This window comes from Agarivorans sp. TSD2052, assembly GCF_023238625.1.
Classification (GTDB): domain Bacteria; phylum Pseudomonadota; class Gammaproteobacteria; order Enterobacterales; family Celerinatantimonadaceae; genus Agarivorans.
On the sequence record NZ_CP096670.1, the window covers coordinates 721,802 to 745,936 of the forward strand.

Annotated in this window: 20 protein-coding genes and 1 pseudogene; 13 read left to right on the forward strand and 8 right to left on the reverse strand. The window is 44.9% G+C overall.

Annotated features, from left to right (window positions below):
• The first annotated feature begins 88 nt into the window (after window positions 1–88).
• From M0C34_RS03305 to M0C34_RS03340, 8 genes are all read left to right on the forward strand, one after another.
• On the forward strand, window positions 89–2,248 hold the full coding sequence (locus M0C34_RS03305; protein WP_248714235.1) for a type I secretion system permease/ATPase: 2,160 nt from the start codon (window positions 89–91) through the stop codon (window positions 2,246–2,248).
• Window positions 2,241–3,635, forward strand: coding sequence for an HlyD family type I secretion periplasmic adaptor subunit (locus M0C34_RS03310; protein ID WP_248714236.1), 1,395 nt, complete (start codon window positions 2,241–2,243; stop codon window positions 3,633–3,635). The genes M0C34_RS03305 and M0C34_RS03310 overlap by 8 nt, the downstream gene beginning before the upstream one ends.
• Window positions 3,636–3,682: 47 nt before the next feature.
• Window positions 3,683–4,978: a TolC family outer membrane protein gene (locus tag M0C34_RS03315; RefSeq protein ID WP_248714237.1), complete on the forward strand. Its 1,296-nt coding sequence runs from the start codon at window positions 3,683–3,685 to the stop codon at window positions 4,976–4,978.
• Window positions 4,978–5,580 carry an OmpA family protein gene (locus tag M0C34_RS03320; RefSeq protein ID WP_248714238.1) on the forward strand — a complete coding sequence of 201 codons (603 nt, stop codon included), beginning with the start codon at window positions 4,978–4,980 and terminating at the stop codon, window positions 5,578–5,580. Before M0C34_RS03315 ends, M0C34_RS03320 begins: the two co-directional genes overlap by 1 nt.
• 7 nt (window positions 5,581–5,587) lie before the next feature.
• Window positions 5,588–6,259: a transglutaminase-like cysteine peptidase gene (locus M0C34_RS03325; RefSeq protein WP_248714239.1), complete on the forward strand. Its 672-nt coding sequence runs from the start codon at window positions 5,588–5,590 to the stop codon at window positions 6,257–6,259.
• Window positions 6,260–6,268: 9 nt separating this feature from the next.
• The gene (locus M0C34_RS03330; protein ID WP_248714240.1) at window positions 6,269–8,200 is read left to right on the forward strand and encodes a bifunctional diguanylate cyclase/phosphodiesterase; all 1,932 of its coding nucleotides are present in this window, start codon (window positions 6,269–6,271) and stop codon (window positions 8,198–8,200) included.
• A gap of 27 nt (window positions 8,201–8,227) precedes the next feature.
• On the forward strand, window positions 8,228–8,917 hold the full coding sequence (locus tag M0C34_RS03335; RefSeq protein ID WP_248714241.1) for an SIMPL domain-containing protein: 690 nt from the start codon (window positions 8,228–8,230) through the stop codon (window positions 8,915–8,917).
• Window positions 8,918–9,061: 144 nt separating this feature from the next.
• Window positions 9,062–9,955 carry a transglutaminase-like domain-containing protein gene (locus M0C34_RS03340; RefSeq protein WP_248714242.1) on the forward strand — a complete coding sequence of 298 codons (894 nt, stop codon included), beginning with the start codon at window positions 9,062–9,064 and terminating at the stop codon, window positions 9,953–9,955.
• 112 nt (window positions 9,956–10,067) lie between these two features.
• Here the strand turns inward: M0C34_RS03340 and M0C34_RS03345 are convergent, their stop codons facing one another.
• The 5 genes from M0C34_RS03345 to M0C34_RS03365 are packed head-to-tail and all read right to left on the reverse strand — an operon-like array spanning window position 10,068 to window position 15,838.
• A complete protein-coding gene (locus M0C34_RS03345; protein WP_248714243.1) occupies window positions 10,068–11,042 on the reverse strand; it encodes a substrate-binding domain-containing protein in 975 nt (324 codons plus the stop codon).
• Window positions 11,043–11,079: 37 nt separating this feature from the next.
• Window positions 11,080–12,084 carry an ABC transporter permease gene (locus tag M0C34_RS03350; protein ID WP_248714244.1) on the reverse strand — a complete coding sequence of 335 codons (1,005 nt, stop codon included), beginning with the start codon at window positions 12,082–12,084 and terminating at the stop codon, window positions 11,080–11,082.
• Complete coding sequence (locus M0C34_RS03355) at window positions 12,081–13,619, reverse strand: sugar ABC transporter ATP-binding protein (RefSeq protein ID WP_248714245.1); 1,539 nt, start codon at window positions 13,617–13,619, stop codon at window positions 12,081–12,083. The genes M0C34_RS03350 and M0C34_RS03355 overlap by 4 nt, the downstream gene beginning before the upstream one ends.
• A complete protein-coding gene (locus tag M0C34_RS03360) occupies window positions 13,606–14,775 on the reverse strand; it encodes a Gfo/Idh/MocA family protein (protein WP_248714246.1) in 1,170 nt (389 codons plus the stop codon). Before M0C34_RS03360 ends, M0C34_RS03355 begins: the two co-directional genes overlap by 14 nt.
• 10 nt (window positions 14,776–14,785) lie before the next feature.
• A complete protein-coding gene (locus tag M0C34_RS03365) occupies window positions 14,786–15,838 on the reverse strand; it encodes a sugar phosphate isomerase/epimerase family protein (RefSeq protein WP_248714247.1) in 1,053 nt (350 codons plus the stop codon).
• Window positions 15,839–16,199: 361 nt separating this feature from the next.
• On the opposite strand from M0C34_RS03365, the gene M0C34_RS03370 reads away from it, so the two are divergent.
• Both M0C34_RS03370 and M0C34_RS03375 read left to right on the forward strand, forming a co-directional pair.
• Window positions 16,200–17,189 (forward strand): LacI family DNA-binding transcriptional regulator, encoded by a 990-nt coding sequence (locus M0C34_RS03370; RefSeq protein WP_248714248.1) that lies wholly within the window; start codon window positions 16,200–16,202, stop codon window positions 17,187–17,189.
• A gap of 133 nt (window positions 17,190–17,322) precedes the next feature.
• A complete protein-coding gene (locus tag M0C34_RS03375) occupies window positions 17,323–19,845 on the forward strand; it encodes an MMPL family transporter (protein WP_248714249.1) in 2,523 nt (840 codons plus the stop codon).
• Between the two features lie 70 nt (window positions 19,846–19,915).
• On the opposite strand, the gene M0C34_RS03380 is transcribed toward M0C34_RS03375, so the two are convergent.
• The 3 genes and pseudogenes from M0C34_RS03380 to M0C34_RS21270 form a co-directional block, all read right to left on the reverse strand.
• On the reverse strand, window positions 19,916–20,257 hold the full coding sequence (locus M0C34_RS03380; protein WP_248714250.1) for a thiamine-binding protein: 342 nt from the start codon (window positions 20,255–20,257) through the stop codon (window positions 19,916–19,918).
• Window positions 20,258–20,364: 107 nt separating this feature from the next.
• A complete protein-coding gene (locus M0C34_RS03385; protein ID WP_371923125.1) occupies window positions 20,365–21,081 on the reverse strand; it encodes a substrate binding domain-containing protein in 717 nt (238 codons plus the stop codon).
• Between the two features lie 45 nt (window positions 21,082–21,126).
• Window positions 21,127–21,300 (reverse strand): annotated as a pseudogene (locus M0C34_RS21270) (helix-turn-helix domain-containing protein); the annotation flags it as partial.
• A gap of 452 nt (window positions 21,301–21,752) precedes the next feature.
• Between M0C34_RS21270 and M0C34_RS03390 the strand changes: the two are divergent.
• From M0C34_RS03390 to M0C34_RS03400, 3 genes are all read left to right on the forward strand, one after another.
• A complete protein-coding gene (locus M0C34_RS03390) occupies window positions 21,753–22,301 on the forward strand; it encodes a thioredoxin family protein (protein ID WP_248714252.1) in 549 nt (182 codons plus the stop codon).
• 60 nt (window positions 22,302–22,361) lie between these two features.
• On the forward strand, window positions 22,362–23,018 hold the full coding sequence (locus tag M0C34_RS03395) for an NAD(P)H-dependent oxidoreductase (protein WP_248714253.1): 657 nt from the start codon (window positions 22,362–22,364) through the stop codon (window positions 23,016–23,018).
• Window positions 23,019–23,276: 258 nt separating this feature from the next.
• Window positions 23,277–23,567: a putative quinol monooxygenase gene (locus M0C34_RS03400; protein ID WP_248714254.1), complete on the forward strand. Its 291-nt coding sequence runs from the start codon at window positions 23,277–23,279 to the stop codon at window positions 23,565–23,567.
• The last annotated feature ends 568 nt before the right edge of the window (window positions 23,568–24,135 follow it).

The following is a 24,135-nucleotide window of genomic DNA, read 5'->3' on the forward strand; positions in this document are numbered from 1 at the left end:
TTGCTTATTGTTTTTATTTTGGTAATGGGCAATACAAGAGTAAGCTAAGGCTTACTCTTGATGTTTTATATTTTGGAAAGGACGCTAGGTGCAAGACGCAAAATCACGGCAGCAATACGCTGATTTAGATATTACCGCAGAGCACATAGACCCACTACTTAACAGTTTGGTGTTTCTATCTAAGTATTACGGAAAACCGTTTTCTGCTCGCGCATTATCGGTGGGATTGCCATTGGAAGACGGGCTGCTCTCTCCTGCCTTGTTACCTCGAGCGGCTTTACGGGCCGGTATGGATGCATCTATTGTTAAAAAGCCGATAGATAACATTCCTACACTGTTGCTCCCGTGTATTCTGCTACTTAAAGACGGCCGCAGCTGCGTTCTAGTATCTCGAGATAAAGATACTATTGAAGTGGCTTGGCCTGAACTGCCTGACAGTCATGAGCATATCCCGCTAGCGCAACTAAGCCCTGATTACACCGGCTTTTGCTGTTATGTGCGCAAACGCTATCGCTTTGATGCGCGCTCCCCTGAATCGTTAAGTAACAAACAAGGCCATTGGTTTTGGAATACATTGCGCCGTTCAGCCCCTATTTATCGAGATGCTTTAGTGGCGTCATTATTTTTGAATTTGTTTGCCATTGCCTCCCCTTTATTTGTGATGAATGTCTACGACCGAGTGGTGCCTAATTCCGCGATTGATACTTTGTGGGTGCTCACTGTGGGCATGGCTTTGGTACTGGTTTTTGACTTTGCCCTAAAACAGATGCGTGGTTATACCCTCGATTTAGCCGCTAAAAAGTCTGATATTTTATTGTCGGCTCGAATTTTCGAAAAACTACTGAATATTAAGGCTGAAGTGAGGCCGCCGTCGGTAGGGGCATTTGCTAAAAATGTACAAGAGTTTGATTCTATTCGTGAATTTATTACCTCTTCTACTATTGCCGCATTAGTGGATGTACCGTTCTCCTTATTATTCTTGGCGGTGATTGCGATGGTGGCAGGGCCTTTAGCCTTGGTGCCTGCCGGCGCTGCGGTATTGATGTTGTTATATTCGTTTTACATCAAACGTAAAATGCACCAAGAAGTTGAGCTAGGCAGTCGCTTCGCCAGCCAAAAAAATGCTCACCTGATTGAGAGTCTTAATGGTATTGAATCACTGAAATTAGCCGGTGCTGAAAGTCAGTTTCAGCATAAGTGGGAAGAGTTAGTAGGCAACATAGCTACTTGGAACATGGCCATTCGCAAGTTGGCTACCTCGGTGGGTAATGTCAACGCTTTTGTCTCGCAAAGCACCACCGTGTTGTTGGTGGTGGTGGGAGTATTCCAGATTTCACAAGGTAATTTGTCCATGGGTGGGTTGGTGGCGGCAGTAATGCTTACTGGCCGAGCTTTAGTGCCTTTCTCTCAAGTGTCTTTACTAGCAACTCGGTATAACCAAGCGCAATCAGCACTTGAGAATTTAGAAGATATCATGCAATTGCCTGACGAAAACTTAGAGCGTTATATGCACCGTTCTCACTTTGACGGCGCAATTAGTTTTAGTGATGTGACGTTTAGCTATCCCGGCAGTGACCAACAAGTGCTTAAGCAAGTTAGCTTTTCGATTAAGGCTAAAGAAAAGGTCGCCATTATTGGTAAAATTGGCGCCGGTAAAACCAGCGTAGAAAAGCTACTGCTCAGTTTTTATGTACCTCAAGAAGGAGCTATTCGCTTAGATGGTGTAGATTTAAAGCAAATTAGCCCTGCCGACGTGCGACAAAAGCTTGGTTGTTTACCGCAAGATATCAATCTGTTTTTTGGCTCAATCCGCGACAACATTACGCTGGGTGTGCCGCATATCGAAGACGAGTTAATATTCCGAGCCGCCGAGCTAGCGGGCGTGACTCAATTTACCGACCTTGACCCTGAAGGTTTAGACCGTCAAGTAGGCGAGCGAGGTCAGTATTTATCTGGTGGGCAGCGTCAAGCTGTGGCTTTAGCTCGGGCGCTGTTGTTCAACCCCCCAGTACTAGTGTTAGATGAGCCTACCAGTAGCATGGATGCTTTCTCTGAAAACTTGGTGAAGACCCGGCTTAAGCAAGTGGCTGAAGATAAAACCTTTATCTTAATTACCCACAAAATGTCGATGTTAGATTTGGTCGACAGAATCATCGTATTAGAGCGTGGCCGAGTAGTGGCAGATGGGACCAAAGCGGATGTATTAGAATTGCTACGCACTGGCAAAGTGAGAGCCACCAATGAGTAAGCAATCACAAGATATCTCAGAGGAAGAACTAAAGTTTGTCGATGACATCAACGCCGCCATTTTGATGAAGACTCCGCGTCGTTCGCGTCGTTTGTTATGGCTTATTTTTGTGTTGATGGCCTGTGCGTTGTATTGGGCGCATTGGGCTCAGGTTGATGAAGTCACTATTGGCTCAGGAAAAGTAATTCCATCACGGCAGATCCAAACTATTCAAAACCTTGAAGGTGGCATTCTTAAACAGATTTTAGTTACCGAAGGTGAGAAAGTAGAACCCGGTCAGCCACTGTTACTTATTGACGATACCCGTTTTCGTTCTGATTTTAGAGAGCAGCAGCAGCGAGTGATCAACTTAGAGGCTGATGTAGCGCGCTTAAAAAGTGAAATAGCCAGTATTCAATTAAAGCCTCAACTTGGTCTCGAGCAATGGCAAGACCAAGTGAAAATTATTGATGTTGATATCGAGTTTAGCGATACACTTGAGCAGAACTACCCTTCAGAGGTCACCGGTCAGCAACTTCAAAAAAATGCCCGGTTACGCGCTTTGCAAAACCAACTCTCTATTACTGCTGGGCAAATTGATCAAAAGCAGCAAGAGTTACTAGAGCTGAAGTCTAAAGTGCTGCATGTAAATAACAGTTATAAATTGCTTTTAGAAGAATTAAAGATAACCAAGCCTTTAGCGGAAGAAGGTATTGTTTCACAAGTCGAAATTCTTAAGCTACGCCGTCAAGCCAATGACTTAAACGGCGAACTACAAAGTAGTAAACTACTGGAACCTAAAATTCGTAGCGCGATTGCCGAAACTATTTACAAGCGACGTGATATCGCTTTAGCTTTTTTGAGTGAGGCTCGAAAGGAGTTAAACCAGATTGAAGCTGAACTACAGCCTTTAAGTGAAGGGCAGGTTGGTCTTCGAGATAGGGTTGATAGAACTTCGGTAATGTCACCAGTTAAAGGTACAGTGAAGAAAATCTACATTAATACTGTAGGAGGAGTGGTTCAACCAGGCATGAGTATCATGGAAATTGTGCCTATGGAAGACAACTTATTAGTTGAAGCAAAAATTCAACCAAAAGACATTGCTTTTCTTCGCCCAGGGCTTAAAACTGTTGTTAAATTCAGTGCTTATGATTTTTCTATCTATGGCGGTTTAGACGGGCAGCTAGAGCACATCAGTGCCGATACCATCTTAGATGAAGAAGGTAATAGTTACTATTTAGTGCGGGTTCGAACCGACAAAAACTATCTCGGTAGTGATAGCGCACCATTGCCAATTATTCCGGGTATGCTATCCAGTGTGGATATTATTACGGGTAAGAAAAGCATTTTAGATTATCTGCTAAAACCGATTATTAAAGCGCAGCAATCTGCGCTTCGAGAACGATAAGTGAGTTTGTTCGCTGCCCTTTTGGTTGGCGACAACAAGGAGTGTTAATGAATAAGTTGACCTTGGCCATAGTGTCTGGGCTGTTGATCAGTAGTAGCTGTGTTTCGGCGCAATCGCTTGAGCAAGCGGTTGCTAAGGTATTGACTGAGCATCCACAGTTACAATCTTCATTCAACCAATTCAAAGCCAGTAGCGAACAATATCAAGGCGCTAAAGGTGGCTATTATCCCACGGTTGATTTAACTGCTGGGGCCGGTTGGGGGCAGCGAGAAACTGAAACCTTGGGGGTAAATAGTGCTAACCCCACAGAAGTAGGCATTAGTATTCGGCAGCTACTATTTAGTGGTTTTGCTACTTCGGGCGAAGTATCTCGAACAGAAAACGAAGCTCGGGCTGATCAGTGGCTGCTATACAACGATTCAGAAAATATTGCGCTGCGGGTGGTGGATGTCTATCTGGAAGTGCTAAAGCAGCAGCAACTGTCTGACTTAGCGGAGAGTAATCTGCAAACCCATTTAGCGATTCAAAAAGATATTAAGAAACGCACTGATTCAGGTGTCGGGTCCAGTGCCGATTTAACCCAAGTAAATGGACGGGTTGCACGCGCTACCACTAACGCTTTGTCATCTCAAAATAACTTAATGGACGCGCAAACCCAGTTTTTACGGGTCGTTAATACTTTGCCGCAAGACTTGGTGTTACCGGGCGCTGATTTGGATCTGCTGCCAGCTGATCTAGATGCTGCCTTAGCTGCGGCGGTTGATGTTCACCCTACGTTAAAAGCTGCTCAATATGACGTAGCCGCAGCCAATGCTCAAAATACCGTTGCTAAAGCCAACAACTATCCAGAATTGGCTTTAGAATTGGACGGAAACTGGGACCGAAATCAAAATGGTTTAGACGATACCAAAGATTACGAATTGGCCGCTATGCTGCGCGTGCGTTACAACTTATTTAACGGTGGCAGCGATGCGGCTGAAATCCGTCGTACCGCCTATGATGTTAATCGGGCCAAAGCGGTGGGTGACGACGCATACCGTCAAGTGACCGAGGGGACTCGCTTAGCATGGAATGCTTGGGATGTGTTGGTTCGCCAAAAATCGTTTTTGCAGCAGCATGTAGAGGCCAGCTATCAAACAGTAGAAGCATATAAAAAACAATTTAATTTGGGTAAACGTAGTTTACTTGATGTGTTAAACACTGAGAATGAACTGTTTGAAGCACAGAATGAATATATTGGCGCCGATATTGACGAACTACGCGCTAAGTACCGTTTGTTAAATGCCACCGGTTTATTGCTTGAAGCACTGCGAGTGGATCGACCTGAGAACTGGAATTTTTGATGAATAACCACGGGTTGCTTGTGCTTGTTGCCGTATTAGCTTTAACGGCTTGCAGTCAATCTGCTGAACCTTATACAGCAGAGCCTGCCAATTATGATCGTCAAGATGAAGATAGCGATGGTGTTATTAATCAACGCGATCTTTGCCCAAACACTGTGTTGGGCGCCGAGGTTGATAATTATGGTTGTGGTGAGTTTCAAAATATCGATGACGGCTATGAGCTGATGGTGTTTTTCGAACATGACTCTAGTCAGCTTAGCCCTAAATTTTCTCCACAACTGCAGCAAGTGGCTGACTTTATGCAGCGGTACCCAGAGGTGAAAATAAGCGTAGAAGGTTTTGCCAGTGCAAGCGGCAGCAAGCCTTACAATCTTGCATTATCCAAGCGCCGAGCTGTAAGTGTTCGCCAACAACTTATTGAACAGTTTGGTATTGCTGCTGAGCGCGTTGATTTAGAAGCCAACGGCGAGGAACAATTATTGGTTGCAGGTGATAGCGAACAATCAGAAACCGCCAATCGCCGCGCTCGAATCTTTGTTCAAGAGCAATATCGCAAAGCGATTCCTCGGTGGTCAATTTATACTCCGCATTTAAAGCCGTAGCCTAAGCATGCGACGCCTTCTCGCTTATTGGTGGATAATATTACTGGCTTGGCCGGTATTCATTCTTGCCAGTGCTTACCAGCTTGAAGAACTCGCCGCTACGGTTCGTTCTTTTTATGGTGAAAAAGCTGAGCTAAGAGTTCGCGCTTGGCGTCAGTTAATTGCCGATAGTCATCAGCTAGAAGAGCCAGAGCAGCTTCGCTCAATCAATGACTTTTTCAATCAAATGCAGTTTGTTGATGATATTGAAGTGTGGGGCCAAAAAGATTACTGGGCTACTCCGGTAGAGTTTTTGGGGGCGGCTGCGGGCGATTGCGATGATTTCAGTATCGCTAAGTATTTCTCCTTAATAGAGTTAGGGGTTAGCGATGAGAAAATGCGCTTAGTGTATGTGAAATCGCTCACTTACAACCAATTCCATATGGTGGTGGCTTACTACCAAACACCTTCATCGGTGCCCATTATTCTCGACAACATTAACCCGACTATTTTACCGGCTACCCAGCGAGGTGATTTGGTGCCCATTTATAGCTTTAATGGTCAGCATCTTTGGTTGATGAAAGAAAAAGGGCGGGGCCAATTAGCGGGAAAATCCAGCCGCCTAAAGCTTTGGACTGATCTCCAGCAACGCTGGCGGCTCAATAAACTGAAAAAACCGGTAAAGAATTTCGATGCTTAGGGAAACATTATGACCTTATATCGCCAGTTGTTGATTGTAGTACTGCTTATCTATGGTGGCTTATTAGCTGTGGTATTTAGTATTGAAATCGGCAATACCCGCAGTTATTTATCTGAGCAACAATTATCAGATGTAAACAACACCACGACGTCTTTAGGTTTGTCCTTAAGCCCGTATTTACAGGCTGATGATAAGGTTGGCGCTGAATCGGTGATCAATGCGATGTTTGATAGTGGCTACTATCAGCAGATTAGTTTGCAGTTGTTTAGCGATGATAGTCTGATTGATCGACATAACACTAGTTCTATCGATGGTGTTCCAGAGTGGTTTACTTCGTTTGAGTTGTTCCAGCCAAGTTCACAGCAACAAGTGCTCACGAGTGGCTGGATGCAGCTTGGCCAATTAACCGTAGTTGGCCACTCAGGTTTTGCTTATTTGCAGTTGTGGAATGCCATGGTGGATCTAGCCAAACTGTTCTTAGTAGGCTATTTAGCAACAGTGTTACTGTTGATGCGTGCTTTGCGTTACCTATTAAAACCGCTGGAGCAAATTCAGCAACAAGCTCAGTTAATTGAGCAACGCAGTTTTGGTCAAACTATTCCACTGCCGCATACCCAAGAGTTACGCAGTGTGGTGAGTGCAATTAACCACATGTCTGACAATATTGCTCAGCAATTTGAAAGCCAAGTGCAAGAAGCTAGCGTGTTACGCCAACAAGCTTTTCAAGATGCAGTCTCGGGCTTAGGCAACCGCGCTTATTTCATTAATCAGAGTAAGTCTTGGTTAGCTGAGTCAGGGGTAGGCGGGGTGGCTTTACTCTCTTTTGATATTATTGATGCCATTCATGTTCAAGATGGTTTTAGTGCCAGAGATGAGTTTATCCATTCTATTGGTGAGTTATTTAGTGCCTACACACAGCAACAGCAACAGTTAGTGTTTGCTCGAATTAGCAAGCTAGAGTTCGCGGTATTGGCTGAAGGTTACGATCAGCAGCAGTTGTTAGAGTTAGCGCAACAAATTCACCAAGATGTGCTAGGTCGCTTAGCGACCTGGAAGCAATACATGCCGCGGCCGATGGTGATGGGGTTGGTATTACGCCAAAAAGACGAAAACATTGGTGAACTGTTAACTGCTGCAGATAACGCTTTGCAGGCTGCACGTGAGCTGCGAGAGGGCTTTTATACTTTAGCTGACGTAGAACATACGCATATTCCGCGTAGCCAGTGGAAGTTATTGTTAGAAGCGACCATTAGTCGTCAGAGCCTGGCTTATAAAACTCAAATAGTTAACTTTATTCACAGTGATAAGGTGTTACACCATGAGCTGTTTACGACGATTGAAGTCGATGCTCAGCACTACGCGGCAGGTCAATTTATGCCGGCAGTGGAGCAGTTTAGGTTGGGCGCTAAGTTTGATCAAATGGTGGTTGAACAAGCCGCTAAATCGTTAGTTGAAAACAGCCAACTCAGTTTAGCCATTAACTTAACCTTGTCGGCAATTAGTGAACTTAGCTTTTTAACTTGGCTAAGTGAGGCGGCGCAGCAGTTTAAAGCGGTAGCTAATCGTATGGCCTTTGAGATACCTGAAACGGCATTTCTCCAAGAAAATAAAGAACTAGATGCAGCCTTAGCGGTATTGCGTGATCTCGGTTTTCAAATTGGTGTGGATCAATACGGTCGTAATCTACATTCATTAAGCTATCTAAGCCGCGTGAAACCCAATTACGTTAAAATCGACTATGGTTATACGGCACAGGCTTTAGCGGAAGATGGCGATGCCCATTTCTTAAGTGCAATATGCCGTGCAGCGAGAAATCTACAAATTGTTACGGTGGCGCAGCGGGTAGAGAATCAACAACAGGTGGAACGATTAGCGGCCTTGCCAGTAGATGCTTATCAAGGTTATATCGCCCCCCCTCAACGCTTTAAACTACTTGAATAGTTGGTCAATAACTTAGAAGAGGTATAGATGAATAAGCTTTTATTACCTGCCTTGTTAGCTGGTAGCTTGGCAGCTGCCCCGGCATTGTCGGCTATGTTGCATACCAGTGGTGAAGCAAAACTAATGGTGGCAGCTGATCAGGTTCAACTAGACTTACATGCTGCTAGTTTGTCTAAAACTGCCAGCGACGCTAAGCAGCAAGTGGATAAAATAGTTACAGTGACCCAATCAAACTTGGCCAATTTACTGAGTGAGTCAGACCGTTTTGAAGCCAGTCAATTACAAATTCAAGCTGAATATAAGTATCAAGATCGTGAGCGAATCTTTGTTGGTTACCGTGCTCAACGAAGTATTATAGTTGAATTGGCCGATAGCGATAAACTGACCCAAGTGCTTGATGCGGCAATGCTTAGTGGTGTAAATGAAGTTCGCCAACTGCAGTACAAAAGCTCGCAAGAAGAACAGTACAAACAACAAGTTCGCGCTATGGCAGTCGCCGATTCGTATGCTAAGGCTAGGCAGTTAGCTAGCGCTTATAATGGTCAATTAGGCCCAGTGGTAGAGATTAACTATCGCAATCAATCTGCGGTACCAATGATGAAGATTGAGCGAGTGAATATGGCGGCGGCAGATACCGGAGGCAGCTCTTACCAAGCCGCGCAACTCACTTACCACGACAGTGTTGATGTTAGCTTTGAGCTGCTAACAGAAGAGTAAATGCCTTGCGATACTCACGGTGTTTCATCAATCAGTGAGCTATTACTCAGTTGCTGCATAGCAATGGGGTAAAGTGACGGCGAAAGGCTGAAAAAACTAAAATTATCTACTAGGATGATTTTAGTTTTTGCCATGGATTGCACTATGAATAACCAAACACTCGATCAATACTCCTGCTATAGCGAATTGACTCATCCTCAGCAATTTGAACCGCAATTAGTTAACCTGCCTGATTCAGTGGCTGACATTGTTAACTTGGTTCAGCACAACCTAGTACATGCTTACTGGCTCGATAAATACCAAATTAACCAGCCTTTCCAAAGCAAGTTTACTGAAATGCAAGCCCGCAGCATAAGTGAAATGCTGACCATTCTAGATGCTAGAAGTGGTACCAGCCTACTAGAGAATAAAGCCCCTGATCAGCGATTAGTGGGGGTGTGCCGCGACTTTTCCATCATGGCGTGTATGTTGCTGCAAACCCAAGGTATCGCCGCGCGTTTGCGTTGTGGTTTTGCTACATACTTAGGTTTGCGAGAATATGAAGACCACTGGGTTTGTGAGTACTGGCATCAACATCAACAGCGTTGGGTAATGGTAGATGCACAGCTAGATCAGGTACATAAAGAGATACTAGATATAGATTTTGACCCTTTAGATGTGCCGCATAATCGATTTATTTACGCCGGAAGCGCTTGGCAAATGTGCCGTGCTAATCTGGCGGAGTCGAGTAGCTTTGGCATTTTTAACTTTACTGGATGGCCAATAATTAAAGGTAACCTTATTAGGGATGTTTTCGCCCTCAATCAAATAGAGTTACTGGCCTGGGATTGTGGTTGGGGTATTTTACCTAGCTACTTAGTCGATATCGCCGATGACAAAGAATGGCTGCTACTGGATGAATTAGCCAACATTAGTCATGGCTCAGATTTTAGCAAAGCCCAACAAGCGTGCGATAAACAAGCCGCTATTGCTTTACCGAGTGACTGGCGTTGGTCTCAAGCGCCAAGCATTGCTGAATTGCTGCGTCACTACCAATAATAAAAGCCAGTTCTTTTTAGCATTTGAGCATTGTTAGAGGTTAAATTGGTTATGTCCAAAGAAAAGGCTCACAGCCTAATGTGTGAGCCTCAAGTTTAACATTGGCTATTCTTTAGTAAGCAGCACCGGTTACCACAAAATCTTTGGCGTTATTGGTATCAACTAACTCAGCGGCCAAAATTACGCGTGATGGGGCGCTATGGTACATTTTCCCCAGCATTTCGTGGCGAGCACCAGTAATAGCTAAAGCGATACCCGACGCTACCATGCTAGGTGGGTAAGTAACGGTAGCACGCACCACAGGGTTACCGTCCACAACCATGTTAATAATGTCTTGTGCACCCGCGCCACCTAAAACGGTTTTAATGTCGGTTCTACCTGACTCTTTAATAGCCTGCATTACTCCTTTTAACATATCATCGTCTTGGCACCATACCGCATCAATTTTAGGGTGTTTTTGCAAGTAATTCTCCATTACGGCGAGGGCTTTTTGGGTAGACCAATCAGCAGGTTGGCTATCCAGAATCGTCATGCCTTTGTGTTTAGCAATCACCTCATTAAAGGCATCTACCCGTTGTTTGTTAATTGGAATAGACATGCCTTCAATCACCACCACTTTGCCTTTGCCATTCATTTCTTTGGCTAACCATTCACCACTAACACTGCCAAGCCCTGCATTATCACCGGCAATAAACACGTTTTGTGCTGGTGTTTCTAGTTCTCGGTCTACCACTACTGTGTAAATACCGCTGCCGTAGGCTTCTTCAATCACTTTTTGTAAAGTGGCTGGGTTGTGCGGCAAGATAACCAAGGCATCAATGCCTTTAATCATTAAATCTTCCACATCGCCAACTTGCTTAGATCCGGAGCTGGCAGCCACTACGTAAAATTCAATATCGTCTTCACTTTTCTTAAAGTCAGCTGCAGCTTTTTCTGCCCACCACAATAACCCGGCGGTCCAACCATGGTCTGCTGAGGGAACGGATACACCCACTTTTAAGGTATCTGCTAATGCTGCATTGATGCCAACTGAACTGAACAGTGTAGCGGCAAGTAGTAGTTTTCCTATGTGTTGCAATAAACGCATGAGTTACTCTCCTTTGTTTTTAATAGTCGGTGCAGGTTTAACGATCACGTTTGAATTGCATTAATACCGCAATCAAAATCACCAAGCCTTTTACCGTTCCTTGTAAATAGGGTGAAACCCCCATTAAGTTCAGCATGTTATTAATAATGCCTAAAATGATGGCGCCGATAACGGTGCCCCATAGTGTGCCTTTGCCGCCTGCTAACGAGGTTCCGCCAATCACAACCGCGGCAATGGCGTCCAGTTCGTAAAACAAGCCCGCGTCACCCGGGCTCACCGAATTAAGTCGTGATGACAGCATTACCGCAGACAAGCCCACGGTGAATCCGACAATCACAAAAGTTAGAAAGTAAACTTGCTGCACGTTAATCGCAGAATAAGCGGCTACCTTAGGGTTAGAGCCTACAGCGCAAACATGCCGGCCAAAGGCGGTGTGGCGCAAAATGATATGCCCCAAAAATGCCAAGCCGAGGAATATCCATACCGGGATCGGAATCCCCATAAAGTAACCGCCCCCAATATCGGGGTAGTGACTGTTTTGTGAAACCATCTCGCCAGCATCACTGATATAGAGTGTAAGCGAGCGAAAGATAGACATTGTGGCTAACGTTGCCACAAAGGCGGTAATCTTTCCTTTGGTGGTGAGCAATCCGTTTACTGCTCCAAAGGCAGCACCCATTGCCATTGCTGCTGCAATTGACACGGTCACGGCCATCCAGCCATCGCCAAGGTAATTGAGCAGCATAATCACCAAAACACCGACCAAGGCAACCATTGAGCCTACCGACAAATCAATACCGCCAGCAATAATGACAAAGGTCATGCCTAAGGCGATGATGCCAGTGTAAGACACTTGTCTAAGCACGTTGGTAAGGTTTCGTGGAATTAAGAAGTGCTCACTGGCCATTGCTGACAGAATAACCAGAATCAGCAGTGCAATCAGTGGCGCCCAATTAGATAGGGTAAATTTCGGTAGCTTGGCCAACCAGCTAGTAGAAGGTGATGAGCTAGATTTTTGTTCCATTTTTACAACCTCACTCATGGGTGGCTATCCTGTGACGACGCAGATAGCGGCGCTGCCTGGTTTTGTAAACCTGCCGCCAAAAACATGATTTGTTCTTCATTAATGTCTTGGTCATGTAACTCTCCCTGAATGCGACCTTCACGCATCACCAATACTCGGTGAGCGAGCCCAATTAACTCTTCCATGTCTGAAGAAATAACTACCACCGCCAAACCTTGCTCGGTCATGCTTTGAACAAAGTGGTAAATTTCTTTTTTAGTGTTCACATCTACCCCGCGGGTGGGCTCGTCCAAAATCAGAATTTGTGGTTGAGTATCCATCCATTTGGACAGGTAAACTTTTTGTTGATTACCTCCGCTTAGGTAAAGTAATTCGGTATCTAATGAGGCGGCTTTAATGTCGAATTTACGTACATATTGCTCTGCCTTTTCACGGGTTTTAGCGTGATTTATCAAGCCATTGCTATAGTTTTTAAGTGAAATTAAGCTAATGTTTTCGGGTAAGTTAAAGCTCATAGTAAGGCCGCAGCCTTGACGGTCTTCGCTTAAATAGGCCAAGCCATGTCTTACGGCGTCTTTAATGTTGTGGATTTGTACCGCTTGTTGCTGAACATAAATGTCTCCGTGTTGGCGGCGGCGTAAACCCATAATGGCTTCAGCGGTTTCGGTGCGGCCGCTGCCAATTAAGCCTGCAAAACCTAATACTTCGCCTTGGCGCACTTCAAAGCTAATATCACTGAGCAAGTTTTTCACAGCGAGGTTTTCAACTTTTAATGCCACTTTGCTTTGTACAATAGAGCGGGGCGGGAATACCTGATTCAGCTCTCTCCCTACCATTTTTCGCGCCATGTCTTGCTCGTCAATCTCGCTAACTTGGTCTATTGATATAAGCGCACCATCGCGCAAGATCATCAGGCGATCGCACAGTTTTTTCACCTCTTTAAGTTTGTGAGAGATAAACAAAATGGTTACGCCTTGGGCTTTAAGTTTGTCGATAAGTGTAAATAGCACGGTGACTTCTTGGCTGGTTAATACCGTAGTGGGCTCGTCCATAATCAGAATGCGGGCGTCATTCACCAAGGCCTTAGCTATCTCTACCATTTGTTTTTCAGCCACGCTGAGTTCTTCAATAAGTGCATCAGGCGAAAGGCTGGTTTCCAATAAGCTCAACAGTTGATTAGTGCGCAGGCGCATTGCTTTTTTGTTTAACAGCACCTTGCCTTTAAGCTCTTGGCCAAGAAAGATATTCTCAAATACGCTTAAGCTAGCGATGAGGTTAAATTCTTGGGGGATCATCGCAATGCCCAACGCTTTGGCATCTGCTGGGCTAGTGATGTCAACCGCTTTACCCGCCACCGAGACTTGGCCTTCGCTACGCTGATAAATCCCAGAGATAATTTTCAGTAGGGTTGATTTACCCGCACCATTTTCGCCGAGAATGCCCATTACCTCACCTGGCAGCACCTGCACACTTATGCCATGCAGTACTTGCACGCCAGAGAAGCTTTTGGATATTTTCTCTAGGCTAAGGATGGGTTCTTCAGGCAAGTTCATGCACGTTCTCCAAACGAGTCCATTTACCGTCATTTTGCGAGGAATGGATCATCGCATTGATAAATTGCAAACCCTCCACGCCTTGTTTTACACCGGGTAATAAATTGTTTGCCAAAATGTCAGCAGGTGACGATCCCTTGCGTACCGCTCGAATGGCTTGCGCGGTTTCGGTGTAAAGGTTGGCAAACCCTTCTAGATAACCTTCAGGGTGCCCCGCAGGGGTACGAACGAGGTGTTCAGCCTCCGATTGATAACCATATCCGCCGCGACTTAGCATTCGGCTAGGTTGTGAGAAGGGGCTATACAACAGCTGATTAGGGTGCTCTTGTGACCACTCGATACCACCGTCTTTGCCATAAATGCGGATCCGTAAGCCGTTTTCATTGCCAGGTGCGACTTGTGAGCTCCACAACATGCCACGCACGCCTTGTTCAAAGCGCAACATGGCATGCACGTTGTCATCTAATACTCGACCATCTACAAAGGTGCTAAGTTCGGCGCTTACCTGCTCTAACTGTAAGCCACTAATGAACGCGGCTAGGTTAAAGGCATGGGTGCCAATATCCCCCAAGCAACCTGCTGGGCCAGAACGTTTTGGGTCGGTGCGCCATTCGGCTTGTTTGTTACCGGTATTTTCGGCTGCTGTGGTTAGCCAGTCTTGGGCGTATTCCACTTGTACCAAACGCAGCTGGCCCAATAAACCATCGCTCACCATTTGCTGAGCTTGACGAACCATAGGGTAGGCGCTGTAATTGTGGGTAAGCACAAATAACTTACCGCTATTATTGGCCAGCTCTTTTAGCTCTAGTGCTTCGTGCAATGAGCAGGTCATGGGTTTATCGCAAATAACATGAATGCCAGCGGCTAAAAATGCTTTAGCGATGGGAAAGTGCAAATGGTTAGGAGTCACAATGCTCACTGCCTCAATTCCATCTTTACGGGCGGCTTCATGTTGTGCCATTTGCGCGTAATCGCTGTAACTGCGCTCACTCGTAATGCCTAAATCTTTGGCCGATTGCAGAGCGCGAGCTGGGTCGGCGCTCAGCGCGCCTGCCACTAATTCAAACTGGTTATCTAAGCGCGCGGCAATACGGTGAATCGCGCCAATAAATGCACCGCTACCCCCACCCACCATGCCAAGTTTAATTCTGTCCATGATGCTCTCCTTATAGCCCTAAGATGCGCTGGTTGGCGGCTTGGTCTACCGCACTATCGGCAAAATCATCAAACGCTTTGTCGGTCACTTCAATAATGTGTTGCTCAACAAATGTGGCCCCTTCGGCTGCACCTGCTTCAGGGTGTTTGAGACAACACTCCCATTCCACCACTGCCCAGCCACTAAAGTCGTATTGGGCTAGCTTGGAAAAAATCCCCACAAAATCTACTTGGCCGTCACCTAGAGAGCGAAAGCGGCCTGCGCGTTCGGTCCAGCTTTGGTAGCCGCCATACACACCTTGTTGGCCAGTGGGGTTGAACTCGGCATCTTTAACGTGAAACATTTTTATCCGCGAGTGGTAGCGGTCAATGAAATCTAAATAATCGAGCTGTTGTAGAACAAAATGGCTAGGGTCATACAAGATATTGCAACGCGGATGCTGCTTAACTGCATCCAAAAACATTTCGAAACTAACGCCATCATGTAAATCTTCCCCTGGGTGGATTTCGTAACACACATCTACGCCGGCTTCATCAAAGGCGTCTAATATCGGTAGCCAGCGTTTGGCTAGCTCGGCAAAGCCAGTTTCAACTAGGCCCTGTGGGCGCTGTGGCCAGGGGTACATGTAAGGCCAAAGTAGCGCACCAGAAAACGTAGCGTGGGCAGTAAGGCCAAGGTTTTTAGAGGCCTTAGCGGCTAACATCATTTGATTTACCGCCCATTGTTGGCGTAATTGGGGCTTGCCTCGCACTGAATCAGGCGCAAAGCCATCAAACATTTCATCGTAAGCGGGATGCACTGCAACCAGCTGGCCTTGTAAGTGAGTAGATAATTCGGTGAGGGTAAGGCCATTGCCTTGCAGTAAGGCTAATACTTGTTGGCAATAATCGAGGTCTTCGGCAGCGCGCTCTAGGTCAAATAAGCGTTTATCCCAACTGGGCATTTGCACACCTTTATAACCGACGCTGGCAGCCCAAGCGGCGATAGATGCTAGAGAATTAAATGGCGCTTCATCGCTGGCAAACTGAGCCAGAAATAAGGCAGGTCCTTGAAGAGTTTTCATCAGCAATCCCTTTTTATCGATGTATAAAGCCACATTTGTCTTCGATACACAGAATAAATGTAATCGATTACATTGAGGTGTATAAAAAAACCATGCACTCATCGTGAGCTGGAGGCATTTTAAGCCGCACTGCATGGCATTTATTTGGTAGCTGAATAAAACTTATACAATGTTTTGCCTTTTATCTAGCGCATGTTACAAAAATGTGATCACTGTAAAAGTTTATTTTTTGCGCACTTTGCCAAAAGGTGAATTAAGTGTTTTAAAATAAAGTACTTTACAAAATTTGATGTAATCCGTTACATTTCGTTTAGAGTTTAAGCCGTTCTTGCTAAGCTTGAGTGAGTAAAAAGGATTCACTATGCCCACCATAAAAGACGTTGCCAAGCTGGCTGGCGTGTCTACCGCGACGGTGTCGCGTGCTATGATGAACCCTGAAAAGGTGTCGGAAAAAACGCGGCTAAAGGTAGAGCTAGCGGTGGCTGAGTCGGGTTTTTCTCCCAATGTTATCGCCCGTAATTTACGTCGTAGTGAGTCAAAAACCATCGTGGTTATTGTGCCCGATATTGCCAATATGTTTTTTGCTAGCATTGTTCGTGGTATTCAACAGGTGGCCTTACAAAATGGCTACAAAGTATTGCTAGGGGATTCAATTCATACTGTTGAGCAAGCCAAAGCCTATATGGATTTGGTACGCAGCAAACAAGCGGATGGGATTATCTCGCTGACTGCTGAGCTGCCAATGGAAATTCGTCAAGGCACCGAAATCCCAATGGTGATGGCTTGTGAATATTTTTCGGGCTTTCCGATCCCGACAGTACGTATCGACAATCGCAACTCAGCCAAGCGAGCGGTAGATTACCTATTAGACATTGGCCACACTAAAATAGGCTGTATTACCGGCCCCATGGAAAACCCCATATGTGTTGATCGTAAAGCGGGGGTGGAAGACGGCTTAAACCAAGTCAATATTGAGCTCGATGAAGCCGCTTTTGAAGATGGCGATTTTAGTTTTCAATCGGGCTACAGCGCCTTTATGCGCTTGCATCAGCATTATGCAATGACCGCACTATTTTGCTTTAACGATATGATGGCATTAGGCGCCATGAAAGCAGCAACTCAGCGAGGTATTCAGGTGCCTAAGCAGTTATCTATTGTCGGTTTTGATGACTTATTATTTGCTGAATATACCAATCCAGAGCTCACCACTATTCGTCAACCACAAGAAGACATTGGTATCGCGGCCGCCAGCACTTTAATGAAAATTTTAAATGGCGGGAAGGTTAATCAAGATACCATTGTGCCTACCCAATTATTAGTGCGTGCTAGCTGTACTTCTCCGGGTAAGTAATGAACGTTTAGCTCAATAAACAGGATAAACCGCCATTATCTGGATTTAATTATTGGCTTTGGAGAAACGCATTTTTCATTCAACTGCTATCAGCAGTATAATCGGACATTCATTCTCAATACGAAGTTAAACAGTGAAGCATCGTTTCTTTTCAAAGCAAGCTCTTCCCTTTGTTTTATCACTTTTTTTTATCGGCTTAGCGAGCTATATCGCCGCTGTTTATAGTCAGCACCATTTTGTGATTGATTCGGATTTAGATGGCCTGGTGCAACAAGATGCTCCATGGAAAGACAACTTAACAAAAACGGCAGCAGAGTTTGGTGAGTCAGAGAATGCTTTAGTCGTGGTTGTTTCCGGTACTCACCGTCGCCAAGTGCAGGAGGTCACAGAGAAACTACAAGATGATTTCTCAGCAGATCCTCTGTTTAAAGATGTATTTTCTCCCAGCACCTTGCCGTGGCTAAAACAACAGGCTTTATGGTTTTTATCAGCCCAAGACTTTCAGACGTTTAATGAAAACTTACGCAGCGTAATGCCTAAGTTAAAGGGAGCTATGTCAGCAGAGCCGGATCGGGCTGCCATGCAGTTACTGGCGCAACTTAATCATGCTATTGAGACTGACGATCAGCGTGCGTCTACATTGCTGATTAAAGTGTTAAATCAATTGGCTAGCACACCGCAAAAGGTGGATTGGTTTGAGGTATTACTCCCTGACAGCAGCGGCATTCACTATCAGATTATTAGCTTAAATGCCGAGCCCCAACATGATCATAAAGAACCTAATAGGTTTATCATTGAAACGGCTCATAAAATTATCCAGCCATATAGTGATGACTCAGAGCTACAAATACGCATTACAGGACAAACCGCATTAGATTTTGACGAAATAAACGATGCCAACCACAGTGTAAAATTGGCTGGAGTTATGTCATTTATTGGGTTAGTGGTCGTGCTGGGCTTTGGTATTCGCTCGCTGCGAATTATTGTGGCGAGTTACCTTGCTGTGATTATTGGCTTAAGCTGGACTCTAGCTCTTGGGCTCTGGTTGGTGGGCTCGTATAACACTATATCGATTGTATTTTTGGTGATGTTTATTGGTTTAGGGGTCGATTTTGCTATCCACTTTTGCCTGCGGCTGCGCGAAGAACAAGTACTGCACGATAACAATATGGACTGTCTCATTGCCTCTATTCGCGGCACGATTAGCCCGCTAAGTTTATGTGCGTTAACCTCGGCAATCGGTTTTTTGGGTTTCTATCCTACCGCATATACCGGGTTAGCAGAGTTAGGCGTGATCTCTGCGGCGGGAATGCTGATGGGGTTACTGGCCACCTTTAGCGTAATACCAACTTTTTTCTTTATTTTTGGTTACCCGAGGCGTAAAGCCGTTCGCCAATCTAATGATCTTGGCGATAGTGCCTTTTGGCTGCCTAAGCACTACAAACTGGTGGTCGGTTTAGCGGCACTGGTTTTAGTTGTTTCTGGCATTGGGGCGAGCAAAATGATGTTTGATTTTTCCACCTTAGTACTGAAATCAGAAAAGGCAGAGTCCGTTCAAACACTCGAAGAAATTCAAACACAAGGCTTAACATCGAGTTACCAAATGATGATGTTGGCCACATCGCTGCCACAAGCTGAGTCTTGGCAGGCTCAACTAACAGGCTTACCTGAAGTAAGTAATGTCATTTCAATTAGCGCATTTTTACCTAAAAATAGAGAGCAAAAAATGGCGGCGTTGTCGCAAAGCATGAACACGCCTCCAGCTGCAAATTTATCGATGAATAGCTTATCTGTTTTAGAGAGTAACCTCGCGGCCTCTAGCGTTGCTCAATCCGCACTAGCGGCAAATACCTTGCCTTGGCTGCAAGGCAATGATGAATTAACTATCTATAGCCGTATCAATACAGCAGCACTTGCCCCCTTACAGCAGATGCAAGCAAGCTTGAGTGGGTTAATGCAAGCACCAACGCCTAGCTACGCAGATATTCCAGCGGAGCTTAGCCAACGTTATCAAAATGACAGCTACCTGTTAGTGGTGGCTTATCCCTCTGGTGATATGCGTAATGTTCAGCAATTAGACAGCTTTATCAAGGTGGTTAAACAGGTGGCGCCAAATGCCACCGGCAGGCCCGTAGCAGAACAGCAAGTGGGTAAAATAATCATTAAGTCATTTATTCAGGCAGTGAGTTACTCACTACTATTGATCGCGGTAATTTTGTTGCTGGCTCTGAAACACAAACGCGACGTTATTCTTACATTTATTCCGTTATTGTTGACGACCTTATCGACAATGGCCGTAGCCCACTGGAGTGGACTCGCCTTAAACATGGCCAACATTATTGTTATCCCCTTAATTTTTGGATTGGGTGTTGATAATGGTATTCACATTGTGGAGCGCTTTCGCTCGGTGGGATCGGCGAGAGCCTTTTATCAATCATCGACTCCGAGAGCGGCAGTTTTGAGTTCATTAACCACCATGGCGACTTTTGGTTCTTTGTTATTGGCGGATCATCGAGGCATGTATAGCATTGGCTTCTTGCTAACCATCGCCATTGGCTTTTTGCTTTTTTACAGTTTAACTGTTTTACCGGCATTGCTGTTTAGCGTGAAAAAGATGGATACCGCGGCGGTGACCGATACAAAATCAAAGACCTAGTTGCACGGTTGTAGGCAGCGGTGATTAACGCTAAGTGCCAACACTAAAGGTTGGCACGATAAGCAAACGTTTAGTTATCGACAAACATATGATTTGCCGCTGTTACGCCACGGTCATAGGTACAGAATGTATCGGTGGCGGCTTCAGTTTTACTATGTATTTTGATGTTAGTAATCACCTCTAACGCGCCTGCGTCATAACAGGCTTGCTGAGCGGCTTTTACTATTTCCAATAAGTGATTAAGCTCGCCCTTCATGGTTGTCTCCATCGCACCGACTTGGTAAGGCACATTGGCCGCTTTTACCACTGCGATAGCCTTATCAACCACTTCAAAATTATTACCTTCTTTCAGCCTTGGTATAATTTGAAAAGCAACAAATACGTCTTTAATTACCGGATTATCTGTAGTCATCGTAGTATGTTCTTATGAATTATCTTATGAATTATCTTATGAATGTTTCTGGCCGACGATATTAGCATTTATTGCCGCTAAGTAGACCACATCACTAAGCCCTAAACTCAACTCAACACACTTTCATCCACTATGCCTTTCTCTACCAACTGGCGGAGTATTTGGCTGGTTTGTTCGCGAAAACTATCGCGTAGTAAGCGCACCGTAGGGGTAATTGATTGGCGGCTAGGGCAAATTAACCACAGCTCGGTAGGAGTGGGCTTAAACTCTGGCATAACGCTTACTAAGCTACCGCTAAGTAAGTCGGCCGACATGTCCAGGCAAGATTTAACCGCCAGCCCTTTCCCCGCAACACACCAGCGCCTGACTAAGTCACCATCGTTCGCGGCGCGATTGCTGCTCATCTTGATTTTGTGTTCGGTGTTGTCATCGCTAAAGCGCCACACGTTATGCACTACGTCATGGAGTTGGTAAAGCAAGCCATTGTGTAAGGGCAGATCATGCGGGTGTTTTGGAGTGCCGTTTGCTTCTAGGTATTCAGGGGTGGCACACAATAAGCGAGGGGCATTACAAATTTTGAAGCCATATACATTAGCATCGGTAGGAGAGCCATAACGCAGCGCCATGTCTACCGAGTCGCGGTAAAAATCAATGTTACTGTCGCTAATGCTAGAGCGTAAGCTCACCAATGGGTAGCTGTCCATGAAGGCATCTAACCAAGGAGTAATGACGTTTCTGCCTAAGTCAGAGGAGAGTGCAATGCGTACCTCGCCATCAATAACGTCTAAATCGTGTTTCATATTTTGCTTGGCTTGCTCAAGCATTAGCAGTGCCTGTTCGCATTGCGGAATATAACGTTCGCCAGCACTCGATAATCGTAAGTGGCGAGTGGTGCGCACAAACAGCTCGGCACCTAAGGCGCTTTCAACCCGCTTTACCGCGGCACTGGCGGTGGCGGTACGCATATCTAAATTAGCCGCTGCTGCGGTAATGCTGCGAAACTCAGCCACCTTAAGGATCACTTGAAGATCTTCTAATAGCATAAGTTTGCCACCTTACTATCTAATATATTTTGATAATCTTTCAAATTTTACACTGTTTTTAGCAAGGTGACGATGTAGTAGGGTAAAACATGATTTTAGCGTTTGGCATGCCGTCATAGAGAAAGTTATTACGATGAAGCTATTACTAATCGATATCCTTGAGCCTTAAGCTTATGAAAGTGAATTTATATTTCCATATTGCCTCGTATGTCATCAGCTAAAGCGTTATCTGCGATAACGTGAAGGCATAGTAAGACCATTTTTACTGTGCATCGGTCCGCAAGTCATTCTAGATAAACTAAGCTGGTAGCGTAATGGTTTTTTAGGCGAGTTATTCAACTCGATGCATCGAAGCCAAAAAGGTAATAGCGACTTAACAGAGGTTTAGACAAGTTCAGTATTGCAGCTTTGTGACTGTGAGCTGAGGTAATTTGCTTCAAGAAGGAAACACAATGTTACTCGATACGCCAATTTGCGATTTTGGCTGGAAAGCGCCAAATTTCACCCTACAAGATCCCGCTGGCAATAGCTTTACCATGAGCGAGCAATTGGGGGAGAACGGTCTATTGATTATGTTCATTTGTAATCATTGCCCTTATGTTCAGCGCATTGCCGACCGCCTAGCTGAAGATACTAAACAACTGATGGACGAGGGGATTAACGTGCTGGCAGTAATGTCGAACGATTATCGGCTGGTGGCGCAAGATTCACCTGAAAATATGCAGCGCTTTGCTCTGCAACATGGCTTTGCTTTCCCTTATTTGGTGGATGAAGACCAAAGTGTTGGTAAGCAATATAAAGCCATTTGTACGCCTGATTTTTTTGGTTTTAATAACCAAGGTGAGCTGCAGTATCGCGGCCGTTTAGACGACGCGCGTATGGGCGACTCGGCTTTGCGAGTACCAGAATTGCTTCACGCGATGCGCCAAATCGCGACGACAGGGCAAGGGCCCAAAGAACAATCCCCAAGTATGGGCTGTTCTATTAAGTGGCGAGATTAAGATTTAACAAACTAAGTTCAGGGCTATCGATTAGCCTTTAAATAATCAATGGAGTTTAGAATGACACACCCTATTATTGCCGATTTAACCGATCGTTATACTGCTAAACGTTACGATGCGTCAAAGCGCGTACCACAACAAGATTTAGATGTGATTTACCAAGCCATGACCTTGTCTGCTTCGTCAATTAACTCTCAGCCTTGGAAGTTTATCGTGATAGAAAGCGACGCTGCAAAGCAGCGTATGCACGATACTTTTGCCAATAAATTTCAGTTTAATCAACCGCACATTAAAGCTTGTTCGCATATTATTTTGTTTGCCCATAACCCCAAATATAGCCGCGAAGATTACGCCAAGGTGGTCGATAAAGGCATTGCCGATGGACGCACTAAACCAGAAGATCGCGAGCAAGCTTTTGGGGCTTATGCTTTTGTTGATTTAAATACCGACGAAAATGGTAATAATGCCAAATGGACGCAATCACAAACCTACTTAGCCTTAGGTAATACCTTGCATGTATTGGCCCGTTTAGGCATTGATTCCACTACCATGGAAGGCGTAGACAGTGCTTTGATAAGTGAGATCTTTGCAGATGAACTTGGAGGTTACGAGTGCGAGGTAGCCCTAGCCATTGGTTATCACCACCCGCAAGAAGACTACAACGCCAGTTTGCCTAAATCACGCTTGCCTCTCAAAGAAGTCGTTAAGGTACTTTAGTCATCCGCTTTGTTGTAATAATCATTCCTTCTTGGCTTAGAGGGGATGATTTTTTGTTTCTAGCTTCATATTTCCTATTTATAGCTTCTGCTTCTCTATTGTTCGTGTCGCCGGATTCAGTTCGTTACCCTCTACATGATTATCAATTTATATTTGATAATCATTCAAACATTGGGCTGTTTAAAGCGAGATAACTAAAGGCTACTATTTCTCCCGTCAACGCAAACAAGCAATTCATTCATATTAGAGGAACAGCACATGACTACATTAACTATTGTTGCAAACATCAAAGCAAATGCAGACAAAATCGACCTAGTAAAAGCCGAACTATTAAAGTTAATTGAAGTGACCCGCGCCGAAGAAGGCTGTATCAACTACGATTTGCATCAAGATAACAGCAACCCTGCGCATTTCATGTTTTACGAGAACTGGCAGTCACGCGAGCTTTGGCAAACCCATATGGCCAATACTCACCTCGCTGAGTACATGGCGGCCACTGATGGCGCAGTAGCGGAGTTTGTATTAAACGAAATGACTCAAATTGCCTAATTACCCTGCTGTATCAGTTAACGCTTTGCGCCCATTAGCTCTATTTAGTGGGCGCGGCTCTCGTTTTATAATGTGAGTAAGCTAAAAACGCCTTGGTGTTCGTTTAACAAACAAATAGTAAGCACTACAAAATCACCGCTTTATGTAACAAGGGTGGGACCCGAAAACCCATACGATCAACTTTGGTTATCGATTTTTGAGCCTAAGTTTAGTATTGCTTATAGGCGGATTCGATAGGTTAACATACTGTTTAACTTATCTTGCCCTTATTGGCGCAGTTAGTTTCGCTTCATTGGGTCTCTATAATGGTTTATTGGCATCTCACCAAAGATGAATCAGGGGCTTTACAGTGGCGCTTCGGCGAGCAGTTGTCCTATTCAGAGCCTAACTATAGTAAGCGGTCAACTTTCCCCAATTGGATATTTAGAAAACTAGATATCGAGCACGAGTTATAGCTGTTGTCGTAGGTATTTGTGTTATGCAAAAGCAATTTTGACAATATTTATATACGGAATCCTATAAGCATCACTGAAATATCAAGAGTTACCTTGATATGTTTAATATCGGG

Excerpts from the sequence above, each read along its gene's own strand:
- M0C34_RS03400 (WP_248714254.1), top strand. The coding sequence starts at position 23,277 with ATGACTACATTAACTATTGTTGCAAACATCAAAGCAAATGCAGACAAA.
- M0C34_RS03320 (WP_248714238.1), top strand. The coding sequence starts at position 4,978 with ATGAATAACCACGGGTTGCTTGTGCTTGTTGCCGTATTAGCTTTAACG.
- M0C34_RS03390 (WP_248714252.1), top strand. The coding sequence starts at position 21,753 with ATGTTACTCGATACGCCAATTTGCGATTTTGGCTGGAAAGCGCCAAAT.
- M0C34_RS03325 (WP_248714239.1), top strand. The coding sequence starts at position 5,588 with ATGCGACGCCTTCTCGCTTATTGGTGGATAATATTACTGGCTTGGCCG.
- M0C34_RS03340 (WP_248714242.1), top strand. The coding sequence starts at position 9,062 with ATGAATAACCAAACACTCGATCAATACTCCTGCTATAGCGAATTGACT.
- M0C34_RS03330 (WP_248714240.1), top strand. The coding sequence starts at position 6,269 with ATGACCTTATATCGCCAGTTGTTGATTGTAGTACTGCTTATCTATGGT.
- M0C34_RS03310 (WP_248714236.1), top strand. The coding sequence starts at position 2,241 with ATGAGTAAGCAATCACAAGATATCTCAGAGGAAGAACTAAAGTTTGTC.
- M0C34_RS03315 (WP_248714237.1), top strand. The coding sequence starts at position 3,683 with ATGAATAAGTTGACCTTGGCCATAGTGTCTGGGCTGTTGATCAGTAGT.
- M0C34_RS03335 (WP_248714241.1), top strand. The coding sequence starts at position 8,228 with ATGAATAAGCTTTTATTACCTGCCTTGTTAGCTGGTAGCTTGGCAGCT.
- M0C34_RS03370 (WP_248714248.1), top strand. The coding sequence starts at position 16,200 with ATGCCCACCATAAAAGACGTTGCCAAGCTGGCTGGCGTGTCTACCGCG.
- M0C34_RS03385 (WP_371923125.1), bottom strand. The coding sequence starts at position 21,081 with ATGCTTGAGCAAGCCAAGCAAAATATGAAACACGATTTAGACGTTATT.
- M0C34_RS03365 (WP_248714247.1), bottom strand. The coding sequence starts at position 15,838 with ATGAAAACTCTTCAAGGACCTGCCTTATTTCTGGCTCAGTTTGCCAGC.
- M0C34_RS03345 (WP_248714243.1), bottom strand. The coding sequence starts at position 11,042 with ATGCGTTTATTGCAACACATAGGAAAACTACTACTTGCCGCTACACTG.
- M0C34_RS03380 (WP_248714250.1), bottom strand. The coding sequence starts at position 20,257 with ATGACTACAGATAATCCGGTAATTAAAGACGTATTTGTTGCTTTTCAA.
- M0C34_RS03360 (WP_248714246.1), bottom strand. The coding sequence starts at position 14,775 with ATGGACAGAATTAAACTTGGCATGGTGGGTGGGGGTAGCGGTGCATTT.
- M0C34_RS03355 (WP_248714245.1), bottom strand. The coding sequence starts at position 13,619 with ATGAACTTGCCTGAAGAACCCATCCTTAGCCTAGAGAAAATATCCAAA.
- M0C34_RS03350 (WP_248714244.1), bottom strand. The coding sequence starts at position 12,084 with ATGAGTGAGGTTGTAAAAATGGAACAAAAATCTAGCTCATCACCTTCT.
- M0C34_RS03395 (WP_248714253.1), top strand. The coding sequence starts at position 22,362 with ATGACACACCCTATTATTGCCGATTTAACCGATCGTTATACTGCTAAA.